This is a genomic window from Nocardia grenadensis NBRC 108939 (assembly GCF_001613445.1).
In the GTDB taxonomy this organism is placed as follows: Bacteria; Actinomycetota; Actinomycetes; order Mycobacteriales; family Mycobacteriaceae; genus Nocardia; species Nocardia grenadensis.
The window spans coordinates 158580-180537 of sequence record NZ_BDCJ01000025.1 but is presented as its reverse complement, the minus strand read 5'-3'; the positions used below and the strand labels follow the sequence as shown (position 1 = coordinate 180537).

Sequence of the window (21958 nt, the reverse complement as noted above, 5' to 3'; positions counted from 1 at the left end):
GGGTCCCGGACCCGCCACCGGGCCCGGGCGCGGTCCGCCCGGACCGGGACGCGGTCCGCCCGGCGCCGGCGGTCGCCCGCCCGGACCGGGGCGTGGTGCGTTCGCGTTCGGTGCGGGACCACGGTTGGGCGCACCCGGTCGCTGCTGCGGCTCCCGACCCGGAAGCGGTCCGCGCTGGGTGCGACCACCGCGCGGGTCATCGCCGGAGGGGGGCTCGTAGGGCGAAGTCACTGACAAGGTCTCCAAAGCTCGTATCGGTCGGATGGGCTCGCTCCGCGGCGCCCCTGGGGGCACGGCACGGGCACCATCGTCGGGCCGGGCGGCCTCATTCCGCGGCGGTGCGCCGGTTCACCCGGGAACCGGAACGCCGACCCTGCGGCGTCTTCCCGAGCACATAGGACTGCACCAGATGATTCCAGCTGCATGTCCGGCACACCTCGACCACGTGAACCGAGAATTCCTCTCGGGTCTCGGCCAGGCGTACCAGCTCTTCCGGGCTGCGCGCGGAACCCGCGACCGGCCCCAGGCCGTCGCCGTAGACCCAGGATACGAGGGTGAGTTGTTCCTTCCGGCAGATAGGGCATGTGACCTCGCTCCCCCGACCGTGAAATTTGGCCGCACGCAGCAGGTAGGGATTGGCGTCACATACCTCGGCGACATCGACACGGCCCGCATAGACGTCAGCCAGCAGCGACTTGCGCCGGAGCGCATAGTCGACCACTTGCCGCTGTATTCGCACGCTCCCAGAGTAGCGGTGATGTAATGGCGCCGCCCATGGCCGCATTGGATTCGTACCTCTGCCGGGGTGGTCCGGTTCCGGCGCCGGCGGGCAGGTCCGGCCCCGCGCGGATTCCCCGCGTGCGTGGATGCGGCGGAGTTCCGGTGTCGGACCGCGTCTCTCCGGGCGCGGCCGGTTGGCGCATGTGTGCCATCTGTCCCGTGATTGTCCGTCCGGTTACCGCCGTATGAAGGGTGACCGTGGAAACCCCACGGAGAGCTGCCCGCACCGTCCGAGTCGGGGTGTCCACGGTGTTTCCCGGTCGTCTCCGCGCGCTATATCGACCGTGCCGAAACCGCGACCGGGCTCGGCGGTGCGGCTGCCGGCGCCGGCCACGGTGAAGCCGGCCGGCGGGCGGATGGGTCATATCGGTATCGGCTACGAACTCATCGCGCCCGAGGCCGCCGCGCCGGTAGTCGAGATCTACGTCGGCACGGCGGCGATCGCACCGGAACGGTGCAACGCGCACTCGACGGGACGCCACAGGAGATCCACCCGGTCGACTGACCGGCCGTGTTCGCCCCGGCACCGGCGCGGCCGCATCACCTGCGCGTATGCGTTCAGTCCTGGGTGGAACTATGCGTAGTTATATCGCTCCGATATAGTGGGTAATCGCATCCATTGGTTAGGTCTGTACGGAAGTCAGGGGGTGAAGCCCGTTGCTCGAACTGGCAATCCTCGGGCTGCTCCTGGAATCGCCCATGCACGGCTACGAGCTGAAGAAGCGGCTCACCGGTCTGCTCGGGGCGTTTCGGGCTTTTTCCTACGGGTCGCTGTATCCGACCTTGAAGCGCATGCGGGCGGATGGACTGATCGCGGAGGAAGTACCCGAGGGACTGTCCACGACCCGCCGGGCCCGGCGGGTCTACCAGCTGACCGCGTCGGGACGGGAGCGTTTCAAAGACCTCCTGGCCGATACGGGTCCGCAGAACTACACCGATGACGGCTTCGGCGTTCACCTCGCCTTCTTCAGCCGCACTCCCGCCGAAGCGCGGATGCGGATCCTGGAGGGCAGGCGGCGCCAGGTCGAGGAGCGCCGAGAGGGGCTGCGGGAAGCGATCAAGCGGGCGAGCGGATCGCTGGATCGCTACACCCGCCAACTCCATCAACTCGGACTCGAATCAAGCGAGCGCGAAGTGCGCTGGCTCAACGAGTTGATTGCGGCGGAGCAATCGACGAAGGCGGCACCACAGAAAGAGGGAAATACCGGCCATGAGTAGTAGTGGAGACACCAACAAGCCCAGTGTTCGCGTCGCCATCGTAGGTGTGGGCAACTGCGCCTCTTCGCTCGTCCAGGGCGTTCAGTACTACCGGGATGCCGACGATTCCACGACGGTGCCCGGACTGATGCATGTGCGGTTCGGCGAATACCACGTGCGGGACGTGCAGTTCGTGGCCGCCTTCGACGTGGACGCCAAGAAGGTCGGCTTCGACCTGTCCGAGGCGATCTTCGCCAGCGAGAACAACACCATCAAGATCTCCGACGTGCCCCCGCTGGGTGTCCCGGTCCAGCGCGGCCCCACCCTCGACGGCATCGGCAAGTATTACGCCGAAACCATCGAACTCGCCGAGGCCGAGCCGGTCGACGTGGTCAAGGCGTTGAAAGACGCCGAGGTGGATGTTCTGGTCTCGTACCTGCCGGTCGGGTCCGAGGAGGCCGATAAGTTCTACGCCCAGTGCGCGATCGACGCCGGCGTGGCGTTCGTCAACGCGCTGCCGGTGTTCATCGCCTCCGATCCGGAATGGGCCGAGAAGTTCCGCGCCGCGGGCGTGCCGATCGTCGGTGACGACATCAAGAGCCAGGTCGGCGCCACCATCACCCACCGCGTGATGGCGAAGCTGTTCGAGGACCGCGGTGTCCAGCTCGACCGCACCATGCAGCTGAACGTCGGCGGCAATATGGATTTCAAGAACATGCTCGAGCGTGAACGCCTGGAATCGAAGAAGATCTCCAAGACCCAGGCCGTCACCAGCAACCTGAAGAAGGAAATGGGCGCAGGCGATGTGCACATCGGCCCTTCCGACCATGTCGGCTGGCTCGACGACCGCAAATGGGCCTATGTCCGCCTCGAAGGCCGCGCCTTCGGGGATGTGCCGCTGAACCTGGAGTACAAGCTCGAGGTGTGGGATTCGCCCAACTCGGCCGGCATCATCATCGACGCGGTCCGCGCCGCGAAGATCGCCAAGGACCGCGGTATCGGCGGCCCGGTGATCCCGGCATCGGCGTACCTGATGAAGTCCCCGCCCAAACAGCTGCCCGACGATATCGCCCGGGCCCAGCTGGAAGCGTTCATCATCGACGCGTAGACGGTTCGGGCATTCGACGCGGCCGCCGTGAACGATCGACTGTTCGCGGTGGCCGAGTCTTTTCGAAGGCTTGGTACGCCGCCTCCGTTGTCGCTCCCGGAGCTTTGCCGCGGGGTTCGACGGGAGCGGAGGTGTGGCTCGTTCGTGAGGTGTGGGGCGAGACCAATCGCGAAGGTGGGAAGTGGGTTCGACCCTGAGGTGTGGGGTGAGCCTGCTCGTGAAGGTGGGGATGTGGGCTTGCTCGTGAAGGTGCTGTGTTTTTGGCGCGCCTTCGGCGCGCGGGGTCGAGGCCCCCTTGGTCTCGCCGTTTCGGCCTCGGGACTCGAGCCTTCGGCTCATGCGATGTGCGGTGGGCCGTCCACAGGGTGCAACCGTTGAGCACCTTCGGCCAAGGGGCGGGACGGGCCCCACCCCTTCGAGGTGTCTCGTAAGACGCACGCGGGTTGCGTCGGCATCCGACGTTCAGGTCCACAGGGGGACGTGCTCGCCATCGGTTGGGCCGACCGCGCTGGATGGCGCCGGCCGCGGGTTGACCTTACCGGCGGGGGGTGGGGCAGCCCGCGGGGATTCAGTCCAGGGAGACGTAGACCTCTACCGAGGTCGGGCCGGTGTAGCGTTCCAGTTCGGCGGTGTGGGAGCGGGTTATCGTGCCCGCCTTCTCCGCCTCGCGGACTCTCGCCCATGCCGTGCGGAGGAGGTCGTAGGGCTTCTCGGTGACCACGAATTTCGCGTAGCGGCCGGTGGGGACCCGGGTGAGGACATCGCCCGGATCCAGGTCGGTCATCTTCTTGATCTCGTAGCCGAGTACCGCTACCGCGTGATCCTCTTGGCCGATGTAGGCGGCGACCCGGGGGACGTTCTTCTCACGGCTGAGATAACGGTCCCAGGTGAAGTTCACCAGATCGAGGTCGCGGGCGGTCACCTCCCGGCCGGCCAGCGGGATGGTGAGCCCGGCCACCAGGCTTTCGTCGAGTTCGACAATTTCGAAATCCACAGTCGCTTCCTACCTGCTCGCCGCATCGTCTGCCGCCATTGCCACGAACACTTCCACCGTGTGCTCGTCGGGGTAGCGCTCGTAGTCACCGGTATAGGAGCGGACCAGCCGGCCGGCGGCCTCCGCGTCCCAGATCGCCCGCCACAAGGTCACGATCGTCTCGCCGAGGTCGTCGCCGCTGAGGGTGAAGTGGGCGTAGCGGCCGGCGGGGATACGGGCGAGGACATCGCCGGGTAGTAGATCGTCGAGGCTGTGACAGCGATAGCCGATGATGTGGGTGAGATAGGAATTGATCTCCGGGGCGTGATCGACGAAGGCGCTGGCGGGGTGACCGGGTAAGGATCGGGTCAGCGTGCGTTTCCAGGCTTCTTCGACTCTGGTGCGGCGCGGTCCTTCCACGGCCAGTGCCGGGCTGCGTAGCACCATTCCCGCCACCAGCGTTTCCGGGCGGTCAACGACATTGAATTCCACCGGCGTAGCCCCTATGTCTCGTCATACGTCGTCGCTCCAGCGCATATCCTCCCGCACGCCCGTCCCGGCCCGGGCGTCGGCCCGTGCCGGTCGGTCGGATGGGCGACATCTCACTCTGGCCAACGATGCTGCCATGCCGACCGTTCCTTCCGTGGGATCACGACCGGAATCCGTCGGTCACGGTACGGGTATCGTTACGCCGGGCAGGATTTCGACGACGCGCGGGGCCGGTGGCGGAGGTGCCGCCGGTGGTGCGGGTGCTTCGGCCGGCGGCGATACGGGCGCCCGCGATTCCGGGCCGTATTCGGGCTCTGGGGCATACGGTTCGGAGGCCGGGGGGATGATGATGAAGGGTTGCTGCTGCCGCGTCGGCTGCTGCTGCGGTTCCGGCTGTTGCGGAGACGGCGGGCCGAGGATGTCGTAGGGGTTGCGTGCGGGCTGCTGGGGCGCGGCCGGGACAGCCGGGGCGACCGGGGCAACCGAGGAAGGGTTCGGGGCCGGTGCCCCGATCTGCTCGGCCGGAGTGTCGGCCAGGGCCCCGTCCATGGTCTGTTTCCAGATATCGGCGGGCAGTCCGGAACCGTATATGCGGCCGCCGCCGGCGGTGACGATCGGGAGGTTGGCGTCGGTGCCGACCCAGACCGCGGTGGACAGCGACGGTGTGAAACCGACCATCCAGGCGTCCTTGTTCTGACCGGTATCGCCCAGCTGGGTGGTACCCGTTTTGGCGGAGGAGGGGCGCCCGCTCAGCGCATGACCGTTGGAATACGAGGCGATGGGCAGCATGGCCGTGGCGGTCTGCGCGGCGATGGTCTGGGGTATCCGCTGCTCCGACGGTGGCGGCTGGGCGCCGGTGCGCTGCCCCGGATCGCCGCCGCGGTCCAGTAGGACCCGGCCGTCCCCGCGGACCACACGCTGTACGAAGTACGGCTGGTGGTAGCGGCCCTCACCGGCGATGGTGGCGTAGGCCGAGGCCATATCGAAGGGCCGCACCAGATAGGTGCCGAGCACGATGGAGGGCATGGGCGGCGCGCCGAGCTCGGTGAGCGACTGTCCCGGGACGCCCGGGATGTCCTGCGGGATCCCGGCCTGGTGGGCGGCATCGGCGATCGCCTGGGGGCCGTTGTTCATATCGAGGGTGAGCCGGTAGAAGCTGGTGTTGAGCGAGCGTTTGAAGGCCTCGCTCACACTGCAGACACCGCAGGATTCGTTCTCGACATTGCGCACCAGTACCCCGTTGACGTCCACGGGGGAGCTGTCGAAAGCCCGCGACAGCGGGATGCCCTGCTGTAGCGCCGCGAGTACCGCGAAGGTCTTGAACGCCGATCCGGTCTGCAGCGGGGCCTGGGCGAAGTCGTAGCCGATCCCGTCGGCGCCGCCGTAGTAGGCGCGGACCGCGCCGGATCGCGGATCGATGGAGGTCACCGCGGTCCGCAGCTCCGGCGGCTGCCCGTCGAGGGCGCCGGTCGCGGCGGCGGTCGCGGCCTGCTGGGCCTTCGCGTCGATGGTGGTGGTGATCTGCAGTGCTCCGGTGTTCAGCTCCTCGTCGGAGATACCCGCGTCGGCCAGTTCACGCAGCACCTGGGTCTTGATATGCCCTTCCGGGCCGCGGGTGGTGTCGGCGTCCTCGGGGGCGGGCGGCGGGATCGTCGGTGGGAAGACGATCGCGTCGCGCTCCCCCGGGGCGAGCGCGTCCATCTCGACCATTCCGTTGAGCACATAGTTCCAGCGTTGCAGCAGCTGGGGGAGCCGGGTCTGCGGATCCAGCGCGGAGGGTGAGCGGATGAGCGCGGCCAGGACCGCGCCCTCGGCGACGGTCAGCTCGGTCACCGGTTTACCGAAGTAGGCCTGGGCGGCGGCGGCGATACCGTAGGCGCCGCGACCGAAATAGATGGTGTTCAGATAGGCGCCGAGAATATCGTCCTTGCTCCATTCCTTGGCCATCTTCGAGGAGATGATCAGTTCGTGTGTTTTGCGGCTGACCGTGCGTTCGGAGCCCAGGAATGCGTTCTTCACGTACTGCTGGGTGATGGTGGAACCGCCACCGGCGTTCGCCCGGCCCAGCACATTGTCGCGGACCGCGCGCAGCAGACCCGATGCCGAGAAACCCGGGTTGCTGTAGAAGTTGCGGTCCTCCGCGGAGAGGACCGCCTCACGGACGTGCTCGGGCACATCCGACAGCGGTACGGGGGTGCGGTTGCCCTCGGGCGGCACCACCTTCGCCAGCACGGTGGAACCGTCGGAGGCCGTGATGGTGGCGGTCTGGTTGACCGGTACCGTCCCGGCGGCCGGTATCTCCGCACTCCAGTACACCAGGGCGATCAGCAGCGTCGGAATGGCGATCAGGATGGTGAACAGCCACAGCATCAATTGCCGGATGCGCTGGCCGCGGGTCCGGTGGGGGCGGATATGGGCGGGTGGCCGGGGCGGACGGGGACGCGGCCCGGAATCGTCGAGCTCTTTCCAACCTGCTATCGAGGGGTACTGCGGTGGCTGGGGAGTACTGCGGCCACGTCGGGAACGGAACGAGCTCACGATCATCTCCTCTCGGAGCGTCGGAAAAACTCAGGCGCACCACCGCCAGATCTCAGGATACCCAGAGATCAGCTTTTGACTCCGCCCGCCGTGAGTCCGGAGATGATCCGACGTTGGAACACCAGCACCAGGATCACCAGCGGCACGGTCACCAGCGTGCCGGCCGCCATGATCGCACCGTACGGGGGGACCAGCGGATTGTTCCCGGAGAACCGGGCGATGGCCACCGTCACCGGTTCGGTTCGGCTTCCGGAGAGCACCCGGGCGAGCAGGTACTCGTTGACCGCGGCGATGAACGCCAGGATCGCGGTGGTGAACACGGCCGGCGCGGCCAGCGGCAGCATCACCAGCCGGAACGCCTGCACCTTGGTGGCGCCGTCGATCCGGGCCGCCTCCTCGAGTTCCCACGGCAGTTCGGCGAAGAACGAGGCCAGGATGTACACCGTCAGCGGCAGCACGAAGGAGATGTTCGGCAGGATCAGCGCCTGGTATTTGCCGATCCAGCCGATTTCGGTGAACAGCTGGAACAGCGGGGTCACCAGGACGACCACCGGGAACATCGACGCGCTCAGGATCACGCCGGACACCAGGTAGCGGCCCTTGAAGGTGAGCCGGGCCAGGGCGTAGGCCGCCATGATCCCGATGACCAGCGCGATAGCGGTACTGGCCGCGCCGATGATCACGCTGTTGAGCAGGGCGTGGGCGAAATTGTTACCGCGGCTGGTGTCGAACGCGTCCCGGAAGTTGTCCAGGGTGATGTGCGTGGGCCACGGAGTGGAATCGAAGGTGTGGTCGGGATCGCGGAAGGCGGTCACCGCCATCCAATAGAACGGGCCCAGTCCCCAGACGAGCACGATCAGGGCGCCCACGTAGATGCGGGCCGAGCCGAGCCTGCGCCGCCACTCCGACGCCGGTCCGACGGTACCGATTTGCTGAGTTGCCACCGCGGCCATCACGCCTTCCGCTGTTCTTCCTGCGTCCGCACCGCGTTCGCGCCCAATATCTTCACCAGTACGAACGCCGCCGCGAAGATCAACAGGAAAGTGATCGTCGACAGTGCGGCCGCACTGTTGGGTCCCTGTCGTGTCTGCTCGACGACCAGGATCGACAGTGTCCGGGTGGCCGGGAGATTATTGGTCATGATGGCGGGGAGGTCGTACATACGCAGCGCGTCCATGGTGCGGAACAGCACCGCGACCAGCAGCGCCGGTTTGAGCAGCGGCATGGTGATCTGGGTGAACCGCTGCCAGGCCGAGGCGCCGTCCACCCGGGCCGCCTCGTAGACGTCGTCGGGGATGATCTGCAGCCCGGCCAGCAGCAGCAGCGCCACGAACGGGGCCGTCTTCCACACATCGGCGGCGATGACCGCGAAACGGGCCGGCCACGCGTCGGAGGTCCACAGGATCTCGGTGCCGAACACGGTGTTGACCACACCGTCGTACTGGAACATGAACTCCCAGAGCCGGGCCGTCACCGCGGTCGGGATCGCCCATGGGATCAGCACCGCCGCGCGCAGCAGCGCCCGGCCCTTGAAGGTTTTGCCCATGACGATGGCCATACCGAGCCCGATCGCCACCTCGAGCGTCACCGTGACGACCGCGAAGAACAGTGTGACGCCGACGGCCCCCCAGAACTCGGCGCCCAGGTTACCGGTGGGGCATTCGGTGACGCCGCCGGTGATGACCTGGCATTGGCCGAGGATCCAGTGCAGGTAGTTGTAGAAAGTGCTCTCGCCGCTGTCGACGAAGCGACCGGTTGTCTCGTCGAGCCGATCGTCGTAGGTGAACGACATCCACAGCGCCCGCAGCACCGGATAGCCGATCACCACGGTGAGCGCTATCAGCACCGGCGCGACGAACAGCCACGCCCGGCCCGACATACGGACTTCGTCGCGAAGCCTGCTGGACGTCCCACGATCGTTGGTCGCGTTCGCGGGCTTTTCTGTACGGACCGACGCCTGCGCGTCCGTTCCGGAAGGATCCGACACCGTTACTCTCTCCTACGGGCTCGCCGGGTCCGGTTGAACAATTTCTACGATCCGGCCGTCTCGATGCCCTTCTGCATGCCGATGATCGCGTCGTTCACGGACTTGGTTCCGGTCAGGGCAGCATATGCGTTGTCCTGAATGGCTTTGGACACCGCCGGATAGAACGGGGTGACCGGTCGGGGCACCGCGCTGGCGATGGAATCCTTCAAGGCGGGCAGGTACGGCATCTTGGCGATGAGCGCCGGATCGTCGTAGATCGAGGCCCGTACCGACGGCAGCGCCCCGGAGGCGATTATGTGCTGGGCTTCCTCGCTGATCAGGAACTTCAGGAAATCCAGTGCCGTGGCTTTGTTCTCGGAATAGGCGCTGATCGCGGCGTTGTAGCCGCCGAGGGTCGAGGCACCGATCCCGGTGTCCCCGGGCAGCGGCGCGACCCCGAACTTGTCCTTGACCGCCGAGGCCTCCGAGGAGGCGTCACCGTAGGTGGAGGGCCAGCTGCGCAGGAACATGAGTTTGCCCTGGGTGAACGCGGCGCCGCTCGTCGGTTCCTGGAAGGTGACGGCTTCGCGGGGGATATCGCCGACCCGGTAGGCGTCCACCAGCTGCTCGAGCCCGGCCCGCGACTGCGGGCTGTTGACCGTCGGGGTGCGGCCGTCGGTGCCGACGAAGGTCCCGCCGAACGCGTTGATCACCTCGGCGGTGTTCACCGTCAGGCCCTCGTAGGGCGCGAACTGGCCCGCGTAGCAGCCGATCTGGTTGTCCCGCGCCAGCGGGCAGCTGGCGCGCATCTCGGCCCAGGTGAGCGGGGCGTCGGGCACCAGGTCCTTACGGTAGAACAGCAGGCCACCGTTGGTGTTGCGGGGCGCTGCGTACAGGGTGCCGTTGTAGGTGGCGCTGGCCACCGGCGGCGACAGCAGCGGCGAGGTGTCGATGGCGAACTGGTCCTCCAGCGGCTGGATCCAGCCCTTGGCCGCGAATTCCGCGGTCCACGGCACGTCCAGAGCGACCACGTCGTAGTCGGTCGATTTCGCGCGCATGTGCTCGACCAGATCGTCGTACTGGGCCGAGGCGTCGTTGGACTGTTCCTTGTAGGTGACCTGCTCGTCGGGGTGGGTGGCGTTCCAGCGGTCGATGACCTGCTTGACCGCACCGGTCTCGGTGGTGTCCTTGCCTTCGACGTAGGTGATCGGGCCGCGGCCGTCCTGGTTCATGCCGAGCTGTTCATCGGTGTCGCTCGTGTTGCAGGCGGTGGCAAAGGTCACGGTCAGCAGCGCGATCGGCCATAGGACGAGCGCGGCACGTAGAGACGGCGCCTTCTTGAAAGCCATCGCGGAACTCCAGGGTCGACACAGTGAGCGGCAGCACAACGCAACATACATGGTGTGCACGCTCGGTGTCGGATACTCCCGTATCGAAGTGAGCGGAAGCTCGCGGGCCCGGGGTCGTCCATGAGTCCGCCGGGACGGGCCGGAGGGGCGGCCGGTCGGCGTCGTTACAGATATAACGACTGGTAGGCGTACCTCCGCCTGCGCTGTGGTCGAGGCGGGCCGGGGCGGGCCCGGCCCGGCCGCGCCGGTTAGGCTGATGCCCGATGTCCTCCGCCAACTCGGTCTCCGATCGCCTGCTCACCAGGATCGGTGGACTGCTGCGCAAAGCGGAATCCACCGACAACGAGCACGAGGCAGAGGCGTTCCTGGCCGCCGCGCAGCGGCTGGCGACCCGGTCTTCGATCGATCTGGCGGTGGCGCGGGCGCACACCCGGGGCCGGGAACAGTCCACCGCGCCGATCCAGCGGATGGTCCCGATCGGTGAACCCGGCCGTAAGGGGCTGCGCACCTATGTGCAGCTGTTCGTGGCCATCGCCGCCGCCAACGATGTGCGCTGTGACGTGGCCCGCACCTCGACCCAGGTCTACGCCTACGGGTTCGCGGCGGATATCGCCGTCTGCGAGGCGCTCTACTCCAGCCTGCTGGTGCAGATGGTGCGGGCGTCGGATCGGTACATCAAATCCGGCGAGCACCGGGCCGCGACCATGGAGAAGGTCGTCATCGAGCGCCGGGCGGGGCGGCGGGTGCGCCGGGTGATGCGGGTGCCGGTGGCCGGGGTGACGGCCAGGCTGAATTTCCAGCTGGCGTTCGCCGAACGCATCGGAATCCGGCTCGCCGCGGCCAGCGCGGAGGTGGAACGGTCCGCGACCGGCCACGACCACCGGACCGCCGCGCCGGGCGCTGCGGACCGAGCCGCGGAGACCGCGCTGGCATTGCGCGGCAAGGAGATCGAACTCTCCGATTTCTACACCCGTAACTCGGAGGCCCGCGGCACCTGGCGCGGACCGCGCACCTCCACCGGCTACGCCCCGGACGCCCGGCGCGCGGGGGACCGGGCCGGGCGGGTGGCCCGGCTCGGCCCGGCACGGGAGCTGGACGGGGCGCGCGGGCAGCTACCCGGGTAGCCGGCCGTGCGGGATACGCAGCGTGCCCGGGTGTACGACGCCGAGCAACTGGTGCGCTCGATCTTCGACCGGGTGGCGCAAGCCGGGCAGCATACGGTCGAAGTGCACGGGTCGCGGCTGACCCTGCCGGTGGAGCGGAAATTCGCCTCGGTGGATTCGGTGCAGCGGTACTGCGACCGGGTACTCGCGCTCGGCTGGGTCGCGGCTACCTGGGAGCGGGCGGGTGTGCCGATCCGGGTGCGTGCCCGCGCCGGAAATATTGCCGCTCATTACGAATCCGGAAGCGCGGTTCTGGCGGTACCTCTGCACGCGGAGGCATCGGCGCGCGGGCGGGCCGCATGGGCGCTGCGGGAACTGGTCGTGCTGCACGAATTGGCACATCACCTCGAACCGCGGCCGCATACGGTGGCCGCGCACGGGCCCGAATTCTGTTCGACGTATGTGGAATTGGCCGACGGGGTGATCGGGCCGGAAGCGGGGCTACTGTTGCGCCTGACCTTCCACGATATGGGTGTGCGGATGGGCTGACAGCGACCCCATTCGTTCGCGGTCGGCCCCGGCCACACGGCCGCGGACGGTGAAGCCGAACGCGCTCTCGGTCCGAGTCCTGGTGTGGCCCGGGTGTTCGCGGGCGGTGATTTCAGCGCGCTGCGTCCGGTCCGGCCCGGAGAGCGGTGAGGAAGAAGGTCCGGATGTCCGCGGCGAGCAGCTCGGGGACCTCCATGGCGGCGAAGTGACCGCCGCGGTCGAACTCCGACCAGTGCCGGATGTCGTAGAGCCGTTCCGCCAGCGGCCGTACCGACTGGGTGATGTCGTGCGCGAACACCGCCACCCCGAGCGGCACCGGGCATGGGTTCGACCCCCGGGTGGACTCGCGGGTCAATCGTGCCGAGGAGGCCGCGGTGGCGGTCAGCCAGTACAGCGAGACATCGGTGAGTATTTGCTCGTCGCCGACGGGTGTGCGGGGGTCGGTCCACTGGGCGAAGCGCTCCGCGATCCAGGCCAGCTGGCCGACCGGCGAGTCGGTCAGCGCGTAGCCGAGGGTTTGCGGGGCGGTGGCCTGCAACGCCTGGTACGGGGGCCGGTTGGCCATCAGGTACTGCACCTTGTCGAGCCGGGCGCGATCGGTTTCGGACAGTTCGAGGCCGGCGGCGGGGTCGGGCCGGGTCGGCAGGTAGTTGACGTGCACGCCGACCACGTGTCCGGGTGCCAGCGCGCCGAGCGCCTGGGAGATACCGGAACCGAAATCGCCGCCCTGCGCGCCGTAGCGTTCGTACCCGAGGCGGTGCATCAGTTCGGCCCAGGCCCCCGCGACCCGGGTGATGTCCCAGCCGCGCTCATGGGTGGGGCCGGAGAAACCGAAGCCCGGGATGGAGGGGATCACCAGATGGAAATCGCGGGAGAGCGGTTCGATCACGTCGAGGAACTCCAGGAACGAACCGGGCCAGCCGTGGGTCAGTATCAGTGGCAGCGCGTCCGGTTTCGCCGACCGGATATGGACGAAGTGGATGTTCTGCCCGTCGATCTCGGTGGTGAAGTGCGGGAGTTCGTTGAGTTCGGCTTCGTGTGCGCGCCAGTCGTAGCCGGTGCGCCAGTATTCGGCGAGTTCCCGCAGCCGGGCCAGCGGGAACCCGTAATCCGTTCCGGCGTCGGCGATTTCGTTGGGCCAGCGGGTGCGGGCGAGGCGATCGGTCAGATCGTCGAGGTCGGCCTGCGGGATATCGATCTTGAAGGGAGTGATGGCGGTGGGGTTCACGGTGGTCTCCTGGGCGGCAGTGGGCTGACGGTCGGCAGCCGGCGAGGGGGCCGTACACCCCGTGACGGCGAGGGTGAGGGCGATCGCGGCGAGGGCGGCGTATCGAACGGGACCGTCCATATGGCTCCTTTTGTTGGTGTAACCAACGATATCAAACGTTGGTGTAACCAACAAGATGGAGAAGATTTCGTGGTCGGCGGGTGGACCGCCGGCACCCGTCGACGCCTCGGTCCGGGCAGTCGCGGATGAGCGGGCCGCGTATGTAGCTCCGAGATAGTCGCGGGAACCGGTCCCCCACGCCGTACCGCGGCACCGGCAGCCGAGCCGGGTCCGCGCGGCCGCCCGCCGGGAAGCGCACACCGAATGGACCGGTATGTGGTCGAGAACTCGGACAGCGCGCAGCCCCTGACGACGCCATCACGCGTCAGGGGCTGCGCGCTGTCTCGGGTCCGGTGGCTAGGAACGAACGATCGCGGCCACGGACGTGGGTGGCAAGGTGACCGTGACCCAACTGCCCTGGTTTTCGAGGCTCCCGTCGTGCGGGACCGCCTCCAGGCTTACCCAGCCGTTCTCGAGGATGGTGACGTGCCCGGCCTCGATATGACGAGATATCTCGCCACCGGCGGCGAAAGGGAAGCGGTCCGGGAGGTGCCGGAGTGCCTCTCCGGTGAGATATACAAACGCTTTCTCTGCCATGAACGCCACGATAAGCAGACCACCGGAACGGGCGTCGGTGATTTGTCCGTGTTCGGTCGGCAGGGCGCCAGGCGGAGACGCATCGTTCGCGTACCGGGCTGCGCGGGATGCCGCCGGAGGTCGCTCTCCGAGGCCGCCCGGCTCGGCCGTGACCGACCGGCGCGGGCAGCGGGTCCGTGTGGCGGCGCTCGGCGGACCTCAGGCTTATGTGGACCGCGACTCCAGCAACCGTCGCATGCGGGCGATCCACCATGCGGTGCGCTCCGGGTCCGGGTGGCGGTACTTCTCCAGCAGTTCGGGATCCGGCTCGGGGGCGCTACGCGGGACCGGAAGGAAACCGTCCACCGGGCGCAGGGATTCGGTGACGATATCGCCTTCGAACAGGTTCACCGTGCCGAGACCGCACGCGTGCCCGAGTTCCGGGAGGGCGCCGGCCAGGGCCAGCTGGGCGGCCAGTCCGACGCTGGTCTCCAGAGCCGAGGAGATCACGCACGGTAGTCCGGCGGCCGCGGCGACCCGCAGGGCCCGCCGCACGCCGCCGAGCGGGGTGCATTTGAGGACGGCGATATCCGCGGCCCCGGCCACCGCGACCCGTAGCGGGTCCTCGGCGCGGCGAATGGATTCGTCGGCGGCGATGGGGACTTCGACCCGGCGGCGTACGTCGGCGAGCTCGTCGACCGTGCGGCACGGTTGCTCGACGTATTCCAGCCCGCCCGCGGCGCGATCGATCTCGCGGATGTGCCGGACCGCGGTGGGAACATCCCAGACGGCGTTGGCATCGACGCGGATCGCGCCGCCCGGGCCCAGCGCCGACCGTACGGCCTCCACCCTGGCCAGGTCCTCCGGCAGTGAACCGGGATGGTCGGCGATCTTCACCTTGGCCGTGCGGCAACCGGATCCGGCGACGAGATCGTGTGCCCGGTCCGGGCCGACGGCGGGAACCGTGCAGTTGACCGGTATCCGGTCCCGCACCGGTTCCGGCCAGCCGACGGTTATCTGCTCGAGGGTGGTGTCCAGCCAGTGCGCGGCCTCGTGGTCGGCGTATTCGGCGAACGGGCAGAATTCGCCCCAGCCGCGGGGTCCGCGCAGCAGCACCCCTTCGCGCACGGTGATGCCGCGGAACTTCGATCGCAGTGGGATCGCGTAGACGTGCACCTCGTCGATCCGGGGCAGTTCGCTCACCCGAACCACACTAGGCCAGGTTCGCGCGCCCGGCCCGAGCCGATCCAATGGCGGCGCGCGGCCGCCACCGGGTCGTACACCGCCGATCAGAGCCGTTCGAGAATCGTGGCGTTGGCCAGGCCGCCCGCCTCGAACATGGTCTATAGGCCGTAGCGGGCGCCGCGGTCGTGCATGGCGTGCACGAGGGGGGCATCAGCCGGGCCCCGGAGGCGCCGAGCGGGTGGCCGAGGGCGATCACGCCGCCGTGGACATCGACCCGCTGCGCAGGCCGAGGGCGCGGGGCTCAACGAACAATGGCGCGCGACCCGGCGGCGGACGGCCGGGAGCGCGGCGCCCGATCGGCCGTAGTGGCGACACCGGACCTTCCCGCCGGTACGGCGTGACACAAGGATGCGGGGGATCCGGGTCAGCTCAGGCGGCGGCCGTCGTCGGGGGCGAAGAAGTAGACGTGCTCGGGGGCCGTGGCCAGCCGCACCCGGCCGCCCTTCGCCGGCGGGTTACGCCAATCGGTACGTGCCACGATCGTGTCCGCGCCCTGGGTGTCCTCGGTGGGGCGGCCGTAGATGAAGGCGTCGGAACCGAGTTCCTCGACCACGTCCACCTCGATCTCGATCCCGGAATCACCGGCTTCCAGATGCTCGGGGCGGATCCCTACCGTCACCGTCGCGCCCGCGGCATCGGCCACCGATCGCGGCAGCGGCAGCGAGAACCCGCCGATGCGCACCGCACCGTCGGTGACCGGGAGCGTGAACAGATTCATCGCCGGTGACCCCATGAACCCGGCGACGAACACATTCGCCGGATTCCGGTAGAGGTCGCGCGGCGCGGCGCACTGCTGCAGCAGCCCGTCGCGCATCACCGCGACCCGGTCGCCCATGGTCATGGCCTCGACCTGGTCGTGGGTCACGTAGACGGTCGTCGTCGCCAGCCGGCGCTGCAACTGCGCGATCTGGGTGCGGGTCTGCACCCGCAGTTTCGCGTCCAGATTGGACAGCGGTTCGTCCATCAGGAAGACCTGCGGGTCGCGCACGATGGCCCGGCCCATGGCCACCCGCTGCCGCTGACCACCCGACAGCGCCTTGGGCAGGCGGTCCAGCAGCGGTTCCAGATCGAGCAGACGGGCCGCCTCGCGCACCCGGCGCTGCTGCTCGTCCTTGCCGACCTTCGCCAGTTTGAGTGCGAAACCCATGTTCTCGGCCACCGTCATATGCGGGTACAGCGCATAGTTCTGGAAGACCATCGCGATATCGCGATCCTTGGGGTCGGAATGGGTGACATCGCGGTCACCGATCAGGATGCGGCCGTCCGATACTTCCTCGAGTCCGGCGAGCATGCGCAGCGAAGTCGATTTCCCGCATCCGGAGGGGCCGACCAGCACCAGGAACTCACCATCGGCGATCTCGAGTTGCAACTGATCTACAGCGGGCGTCTTGGCCCCCGGATACTGCCGGGTGGCGCGATCGAAGGTCACCGTGGCCACGGCTTGTTCACTTCCCTTCACCGGTTGGAACACGCGAAGTGGAGCGAATTCGCAACATGTGCGTGGTCATGGCGTCAGAGGCTACCGCTGGTGTTCTCGAGCTCCGCATGGTCTATACGTTTTCGGTGCGTATCGTGCCAGTGAACGCATCGACTGTCCACCCCGTCGACGCCCCCGAGACATCCGGCGTCGGCTGCCCGCGAGGCAGCCCCGACCGAGCCGCGGTGTCCTGCGCCCGACCGGTGCGGCCGCCGGTCGACCGGCGGCCCGGGGATACGAATACCGCCGTCGCCTCCGGTGCCGCGTCGGGCAGGCCATGTCGATCCTTCCGTCCGGCGGGCGCCGGGCGCTCGGTCACGGCTCTCGTGCCGGCGCCGGGCCCATTCTCGATGTCAGGACACGACCGGCCGCGACGGCACGGTCAACACCCTGCCGGCATCACATCCGGGTAGGGGATATGGACCGGGACTGCGGGGACACTTGACTGTGCCGCTGCGGCACGGTTCAGGCTGGTTTATAGGGCCGGCGCGTTCGCGGCGGCCGAACCGTAGCGGAGGAGTCGGATATGACGTGGAGTACCCGTCAGCTGGCGGAACTCGCCGGCACGAGCGTGCGGGCGGTACGCCACTACCACGACATCGGACTGCTCGCCGAGCCCGAACGCGCCTCCAACGGCTACAAGCGGTACGGCGTCGCGCATCTGCTGCGGGTGCTGCGCATCAAACGACTCGCCGACCTCGGCATACCGCTGTCGCAGATCGCCGAAATGGGCGACGGGGACGATTTCCCCCGCGACGCGCTCCAGACCCTGGATGCCGAACTGGCCTCCACCATCGAACGGTTGCAGCGCATCCGGGTGGAACTGGCCCTCATCCTGCGACAGGGCACATCCACCGATCTCCCACCCGATATCGGTTCGGCCGCCCATGTACTCACCGACGCCGACCGTGCCTTCACCGTCATCCTCACCCGCGTCCTGGGACCGTCCGGTATGGACGCGCTGCGGGGGATGCTGAACGACCAGCGCGACGACCCCGCCACGGCGGAGTTCGACAACCTGTCCGCCGACGCCGATGAATCCACCCGAGCCGAGCTGGCCGAACGGCTGGCTCCCTACGTGCACGCGGTGACCTCCGAGTATCCCGAGATCAATGGCCCGGCCACCGATTCACCGGTGGGCGCGAAGCGGGCGGCGGAGACGGTCGGCAAGGCCCTGCGGGATCTGTACAACCCGGCCCAGATCGACGTCCTGGTGAAGGTGAACCGCCTGCTCTACAAGCCGGACGGGCAGCGCCGCGGCGAGAATTGATCCGATGCCTCCGAAGGCGCCGCTCGGCCCGGCGACCCCGGGTCGCTGAGCCACGGCGGCGGCTCCGGTCTTGTTGCGGACGCACACGACCTACCGTGGCCTGCTCTGGACGATCGGACGCCCGGATACTGCCCCGGACACGTACGGACATTCGTCCCCCGGCAGCTCTCGACGCAGCGTGAGCGAAGGGATCCGGCCGGGAATCCGGCCGGATCCCTCAGTTCGCCGGTCAGTCGGGAGATCCATCCCCGCATCTCACGTTCGCCCGGGTCGTCGGACTTGCACCGAGGGCTGAGCAGAGTGAATACAAACGCCGTCCAGAGACCGGTGCCGGAGCCGTCCGGACGGGCACGGGCAGCTGTCGCGCCATTGGGCCGAGGTGTTGTACCTGGTAAACAACGGTGGGTACGGTGCGATGATCAGGAGACGCGGCGGTGGCAGGACGCCGTTCGTTGCGATTCGTGGCTTCTGCCTTCTACTGTCGTGAGGCCCGTATGAGCAACGGTATCGGCAAGGCGGCCCTCGAGGCAGTCGAAGCCTTGACTCGAAGCTTCAACAAAGCCGCTGAGTTGATCGCGAACAAGTTTTATCGGGGTGGTGCCGTCCATCCAACTACGTCGGGCGCGAAGCATCAGGCTGCCACGGACTCGGGGGGTGCGGCCACGGTCGATGACGTTCTGGTTCGGGAGGTCAGGACACGCGCGGGACTGCCACCTGAATACCAGGGCGCCGATATTCGGGAGGTGCGTTCCAGAGATAGGCGTCAAATCGACGATATCCATGAGAACCGCTATGGTCTGGGCAACCGGCCCTTGGGTACCGAGCGTGCCGACTTCACCGGGCGCCCGCTTCGCGGCAAACCGGCGACTGATCTGAAGGCCCTGCTGGATCAGGCTCGTACGGCCGACGGTGGTGCCCGGCTCGTGATAGGCGGTGGTCATAGATACCGTCCCGCCGAGCCGGGCGAAATCTTCGCGAATGTCAATCCGAATGCCAACCCGGACGTGCTCGCGGACTTCCGTGATCTTTCGGTCTTTCCCGACTCGGTTTTCGACGAGGTCAACCTCGAGCGTGTGCCATTGCTGAACACGCTGGAGGAGGGCGGCGCGGCCGAGATCCATAGAGTTCTGAAGAACGACGGTCGACTGGTCATCGGCACAGGGTTGGCGAACATCGCGCCTGCCACAGAACGAGCTGCCAATGTCCGTGCACTGGAGGCTGCGGGGTTTCGTGATATCGATGTCGTCGCGGCCCGGGACGACATGATGGATGCCGATGAACGTTTCAGCGACTGGTACGAAATGGTCGCCATCAAAGCGGACCCGGATGGAGCGCCGTCGAAATAGTCCGCGGCAGTCACTCACTGTCGGAGGCCCTGCGCGCCACCACATGACGCACCGCGTAACCCCCTCATCGGGTTACGCGGTGCGTCGCGGGCACACCCCGGACGAATCCGGCGGAGGCTAACTCGTGGCGGTGAGTTCGCCCTCCGGTTCTCCCGGGTGGACCGGCGGGTGCGTCGGCCGCTCCGGTTCCTTCGTGAAGAACAGCATCGCCGCCGAACCGATGAGGCACAGGACCGTCATGACGATGAAGCCGCCGTCGTAGGTGCCGGTTTCGGAGACGATGAAGCCCATTACCGACGGGGCCACGATCCCGGAGAGGGCGAAGCACGCGTCGGCGAAACCGGCCGCGGTACCGGGCTGGGTCGGGGCGGCGTCGATCGAGGCCACCCACCAGATGCCGCCGGTGATGAAGCCGAAACCGACACCCGCGGAGATGCAGATCAGGGCGACGGTGAGGTTGCCGGGGAAGAACAGGATCGGGGCGATCGAGGCACCGGCGAGCAGGAGCGCCACGCCGATGATGAGGAATCGCGACCGGATGCTCTCGGTGCGTTTGTACACGCGGTCCACCAGGATGCCGCCGGCGAGGGCGCCGACCACACCGGCCGCCCACGGCGCCACCGAGAAGCCGCCGACCTCCTTGATGGAAAGACCGAATTCGTGTTCCAGGTACTGGGGGAGCCAGTACATGAAGGCCCAGAACATGAATCCCCAGGCGAAGTAGCCGAGTCCGACCAGCCACAGGTTCCGGTTGCGCAGGATCTCGCCCCAGTCGACCTTCTCCTCGTGCCCGCTGTCCTCGCCGTCGGTCTGGCCGGACCGGATGTAGCGCAGTTCCTTGTCCGAGACGAAGGACGCTTCGCTCGGCGAGTTCTTCAGGAACGGGTAGGCCACGACCACCCAGACCAGTCCGGCGACCGCGAGCACGAAGAACATGCCCTTCCAGCTGACCAGTGCGATGAGCTGAGTGAGGATCGGTCCGCCGATCAGCAGGCTGCCGGAGACGGCGACGCCGCCGATGAGGGCGAGCGCCTTCCCGCGTTCGTGCGCCGGCAGCCACCGGCTGGCGATCCGCGTCGCCGCCGGGAAGCAGGGCGCTTCACCGGCTCCGAGGAGGATACGCAGCAGGATCAGGCCGATGAACCCGCCCGCGAACGGGGTCAGCGCGGTGGCCGCGGCCCAGATGAACATCCCCACGATGAGGACGCGGCGCGAACCGTACCGGTCGACCAGCGGCCCCGACAGCAGGGCGAAAAGCATATAGCCGATCGAGAATGCGGAACTGATGACGCCGTACTGGCCGGTCGTGATTCCGAACTCGTCCCGCAGATGGCTGGCTGCGAACGAGATGGCGCTGCGATCGACATAATTCACCACCACCAGGCCCAAGATGATGGCGATTGTCCACCAACGCGATTTCATAGCGAACTCCTGAGATAAAGCTGCCGCGGGGTCAGATGACGCCGCGTGCCCGCAGGTCGTCGATGTCCTCGGGACTGCGCCCGAGCTGAGTGAGGACCTTGTCGGTGTCGGCACCGGCGGGTCGCCCGGTGTGCCGGATCGCCCCGGGCGATCGGGTCATGCGCCACATCACGTTCTGCATGCGCATGGGGCCGAGCTCGCTGTCCTCCACGGTGGTGACCATGTCGGTGGCGACGACCTGCGGATCGGTGAGCAGGTCGCTCGGACGGTAGACCGGCGCGACGGCCGCGCCGGCTTCTTCGAAAACACTCGTGACCTCGTCACGGGTTCGTTCGGCGATCCAGCCGCCGACGTATGTGTCGAGCAGATCCGCGTGCTGGGCGCGGGTGCGCCCGGTCGCGAACCATTCCTCGTCGATCACCTCGGGATGCCCCACCAGCCGCATCACCCGTTCGGCGATGGCCTGGGCGCTGGTGGAGATCGCGACCCAGTGGTCGTCCTTGGTGCGGTACAGGTTCCGGGGCGCGTTGTTCTGCGACCGGTTACCGGTCCGCTGCTGGTCGATCCCGAGCTGATCGGCGTAGATCACCCCGGGGCCGACCGCGGTCATGATGGGGGTGAGCAGGTCGAGGTCGACCTCCTGGCCGGTGCCGTCGTTGCGTTCGCGTTCGAACAGCGCCATCGAGATCGCCGACGAGCCGGCGACACCGGCGATGGAATCGGCGAGCCCGAAGGCCGGCAGGGTGGGCGGCCCGTCGGGCTGCCCGGTGAGGTGGGCGAACCCGCTCATCGATTCGACCAGCGTCCCGAACGCGGGACGTTTGGCGTAGGGGCCGTGCTGCCCGAAACCGGTGACGCGCAGCATGATCAGCCCGGGGTTATGTGACGACAGCTCCGCGTAGGACAGGCCCCAGCGCTCGAAGGTGCCGGGCCGGAAGTTCTCGATCACCACATCCGCTTCGGCGGCCAGATCCCGGAAGATCTGCTGACCGTCGGGGGTGCCGAGGTTCAGCGTGATCGTCTGCTTGTTGCGGGCGACCATCTTCCACCACAGCGGGATTCCGTCCTTCTCGAGGCCGTGGCCCCGCATCCCATCCGGCTTCTGCGGATGCTCGATCTTGATGACCTCGGCGCCGAAATCACCCAGGATCTGGGCGGTCAGCGGTCCGGCCAGGATGGTGGAGGCATCCAGGACCTTGATTCCGCGCAGCGGGCCGGTCGGCTGCAACTCGTCGTTCACCTA

General features: G+C 67.7%; 19 protein-coding genes and 1 pseudogene. 6 read left to right on the top strand and 14 right to left on the bottom strand.

Going from position 1 to position 21958, the window contains the following annotated elements; genetic code table 11:
* Positions 1 to 325: 325 nt before the first annotated feature.
* Positions 326 to 739 carry a DUF5318 domain-containing protein gene (locus NGR01S_RS25220; protein WP_174372459.1) on the bottom strand — a complete coding sequence of 138 codons (414 nt, stop codon included), beginning with the start codon at positions 737 to 739 and terminating at the stop codon, positions 326 to 328.
* A 698-nt stretch (positions 740 to 1437) separates the two neighbouring features.
* Here NGR01S_RS25220 and NGR01S_RS25210 point away from each other — a divergent pair.
* Together NGR01S_RS25210 and NGR01S_RS25205 are read left to right on the top strand one after the other, a co-directional pair.
* On the top strand, positions 1438 to 1998 hold the full coding sequence (locus NGR01S_RS25210) for a PadR family transcriptional regulator (RefSeq protein WP_063041005.1): 561 nt from the start codon (positions 1438 to 1440) through the stop codon (positions 1996 to 1998).
* The gene (locus NGR01S_RS25205) at positions 1991 to 3085 is read left to right on the top strand and encodes an inositol-3-phosphate synthase (RefSeq protein WP_063041003.1); all 1095 of its coding nucleotides are present in this window, start codon (positions 1991 to 1993) and stop codon (positions 3083 to 3085) included. Before NGR01S_RS25210 ends, NGR01S_RS25205 begins: the two co-directional genes overlap by 8 nt.
* Positions 3086 to 3653: 568 nt before the next feature.
* Here NGR01S_RS25205 and NGR01S_RS25200 read toward each other — a convergent pair.
* The 6 genes from NGR01S_RS25200 to NGR01S_RS25175 all read right to left on the bottom strand — a co-directional run bounded on the left by NGR01S_RS25200 (position 3654) and on the right by NGR01S_RS25175 (position 10400).
* Positions 3654 to 4079 (bottom strand): GyrI-like domain-containing protein, encoded by a 426-nt coding sequence (locus NGR01S_RS25200; protein ID WP_063041001.1) that lies wholly within the window; start codon positions 4077 to 4079, stop codon positions 3654 to 3656.
* Between the two features lie 9 nt (positions 4080 to 4088).
* On the bottom strand, positions 4089 to 4550 hold the full coding sequence (locus NGR01S_RS25195; RefSeq protein WP_063040998.1) for a GyrI-like domain-containing protein: 462 nt from the start codon (positions 4548 to 4550) through the stop codon (positions 4089 to 4091).
* Between the two features lie 177 nt (positions 4551 to 4727).
* The gene (locus tag NGR01S_RS25190; protein WP_084481690.1) at positions 4728 to 7091 is read right to left on the bottom strand and encodes a transglycosylase domain-containing protein; all 2364 of its coding nucleotides are present in this window, start codon (positions 7089 to 7091) and stop codon (positions 4728 to 4730) included.
* 62 nt (positions 7092 to 7153) lie between these two features.
* The gene (locus tag NGR01S_RS25185; RefSeq protein WP_084481689.1) at positions 7154 to 8038 is read right to left on the bottom strand and encodes a carbohydrate ABC transporter permease; all 885 of its coding nucleotides are present in this window, start codon (positions 8036 to 8038) and stop codon (positions 7154 to 7156) included.
* The gene (locus NGR01S_RS25180; protein WP_373861463.1) at positions 8038 to 9072 is read right to left on the bottom strand and encodes a carbohydrate ABC transporter permease; all 1035 of its coding nucleotides are present in this window, start codon (positions 9070 to 9072) and stop codon (positions 8038 to 8040) included. The genes NGR01S_RS25185 and NGR01S_RS25180 overlap by 1 nt, the downstream gene beginning before the upstream one ends.
* A gap of 44 nt (positions 9073 to 9116) precedes the next feature.
* A complete protein-coding gene (locus tag NGR01S_RS25175; RefSeq protein ID WP_063040994.1) occupies positions 9117 to 10400 on the bottom strand; it encodes an ABC transporter substrate-binding protein in 1284 nt (427 codons plus the stop codon).
* A 263-nt stretch (positions 10401 to 10663) separates the two neighbouring features.
* On the opposite strand from NGR01S_RS25175, the gene NGR01S_RS25170 reads away from it, so the two are divergent.
* Both NGR01S_RS25170 and NGR01S_RS25165 read left to right on the top strand, forming a co-directional pair.
* Positions 10664 to 11524 carry a DUF2786 domain-containing protein gene (locus NGR01S_RS25170; RefSeq protein ID WP_063040992.1) on the top strand — a complete coding sequence of 287 codons (861 nt, stop codon included), beginning with the start codon at positions 10664 to 10666 and terminating at the stop codon, positions 11522 to 11524.
* Positions 11525 to 11530: 6 nt separating this feature from the next.
* Positions 11531 to 12052: a TIGR04338 family metallohydrolase gene (locus tag NGR01S_RS25165; RefSeq protein ID WP_063040990.1), complete on the top strand. Its 522-nt coding sequence runs from the start codon at positions 11531 to 11533 to the stop codon at positions 12050 to 12052.
* Positions 12053 to 12164: 112 nt separating this feature from the next.
* On the opposite strand, the gene NGR01S_RS25160 is transcribed toward NGR01S_RS25165, so the two are convergent.
* From NGR01S_RS25160 to NGR01S_RS25145, 5 genes and pseudogenes are all read right to left on the bottom strand, one after another.
* Positions 12165 to 13400: an epoxide hydrolase family protein gene (locus NGR01S_RS25160; protein WP_084481688.1), complete on the bottom strand. Its 1236-nt coding sequence runs from the start codon at positions 13398 to 13400 to the stop codon at positions 12165 to 12167.
* Between the two features lie 336 nt (positions 13401 to 13736).
* Positions 13737 to 13976, bottom strand: a complete 240-nt coding sequence (locus NGR01S_RS25155) for a hypothetical protein (RefSeq protein WP_157107430.1) — start codon at positions 13974 to 13976, stop codon at positions 13737 to 13739.
* 204 nt (positions 13977 to 14180) lie between these two features.
* Positions 14181 to 15158, bottom strand: coding sequence for an o-succinylbenzoate synthase (locus tag NGR01S_RS25150; protein ID WP_373861462.1), 978 nt, complete (start codon positions 15156 to 15158; stop codon positions 14181 to 14183).
* 140 nt (positions 15159 to 15298) lie between these two features.
* Positions 15299 to 15417 (bottom strand): annotated as a pseudogene (locus tag NGR01S_RS30515) (steroid 3-ketoacyl-CoA thiolase); the annotation flags it as partial.
* A 147-nt stretch (positions 15418 to 15564) separates the two neighbouring features.
* The gene (locus NGR01S_RS25145; RefSeq protein WP_063040986.1) at positions 15565 to 16638 is read right to left on the bottom strand and encodes an ABC transporter ATP-binding protein; all 1074 of its coding nucleotides are present in this window, start codon (positions 16636 to 16638) and stop codon (positions 15565 to 15567) included.
* A gap of 565 nt (positions 16639 to 17203) precedes the next feature.
* On the opposite strand from NGR01S_RS25145, the gene NGR01S_RS25140 reads away from it, so the two are divergent.
* The gene (locus NGR01S_RS25140) at positions 17204 to 17947 is read left to right on the top strand and encodes a helix-turn-helix domain-containing protein (protein WP_063040985.1); all 744 of its coding nucleotides are present in this window, start codon (positions 17204 to 17206) and stop codon (positions 17945 to 17947) included.
* A 494-nt stretch (positions 17948 to 18441) separates the two neighbouring features.
* Positions 18442 to 19293 (top strand): class I SAM-dependent methyltransferase, encoded by an 852-nt coding sequence (locus tag NGR01S_RS31190; RefSeq protein ID WP_157107429.1) that lies wholly within the window; start codon positions 18442 to 18444, stop codon positions 19291 to 19293.
* 117 nt (positions 19294 to 19410) lie between these two features.
* Here the strand turns inward: NGR01S_RS31190 and NGR01S_RS25130 are convergent, their stop codons facing one another.
* Complete coding sequence (locus tag NGR01S_RS25130; RefSeq protein ID WP_063040981.1) at positions 19411 to 20715, bottom strand: MFS transporter; 1305 nt, start codon at positions 20713 to 20715, stop codon at positions 19411 to 19413.
* A gap of 31 nt (positions 20716 to 20746) precedes the next feature.
* Positions 20747 to 21955, bottom strand: a complete 1209-nt coding sequence (locus tag NGR01S_RS25125; protein ID WP_063040979.1) for a CaiB/BaiF CoA transferase family protein — start codon at positions 21953 to 21955, stop codon at positions 20747 to 20749.
* Positions 21956 to 21958: the final 3 nt, after the last annotated feature.

Coding starts and splice junctions, on each gene's coding strand:
- NGR01S_RS25175 (WP_063040994.1), bottom strand. CDS start 10,400: ATGGCTTTCAAGAAGGCGCCGTCTCTACGTGCCGCGCTCGTCCTATGG.
- NGR01S_RS25130 (WP_063040981.1), bottom strand. CDS start 20,715: ATGAAATCGCGTTGGTGGACAATCGCCATCATCTTGGGCCTGGTGGTG.
- NGR01S_RS25160 (WP_084481688.1), bottom strand. CDS start 13,400: ATGGACGGTCCCGTTCGATACGCCGCCCTCGCCGCGATCGCCCTCACC.
- NGR01S_RS25140 (WP_063040985.1), top strand. CDS start 17,204: ATGACGTGGAGTACCCGTCAGCTGGCGGAACTCGCCGGCACGAGCGTG.
- NGR01S_RS31190 (WP_157107429.1), top strand. CDS start 18,442: ATGAGCAACGGTATCGGCAAGGCGGCCCTCGAGGCAGTCGAAGCCTTG.
- NGR01S_RS25190 (WP_084481690.1), bottom strand. CDS start 7,091: ATGATCGTGAGCTCGTTCCGTTCCCGACGTGGCCGCAGTACTCCCCAG.
- NGR01S_RS25205 (WP_063041003.1), top strand. CDS start 1,991: ATGAGTAGTAGTGGAGACACCAACAAGCCCAGTGTTCGCGTCGCCATC.
- NGR01S_RS25185 (WP_084481689.1), bottom strand. CDS start 8,038: ATGGCCGCGGTGGCAACTCAGCAAATCGGTACCGTCGGACCGGCGTCG.
- NGR01S_RS25170 (WP_063040992.1), top strand. CDS start 10,664: ATGTCCTCCGCCAACTCGGTCTCCGATCGCCTGCTCACCAGGATCGGT.
- NGR01S_RS25155 (WP_157107430.1), bottom strand. CDS start 13,976: ATGGCAGAGAAAGCGTTTGTATATCTCACCGGAGAGGCACTCCGGCAC.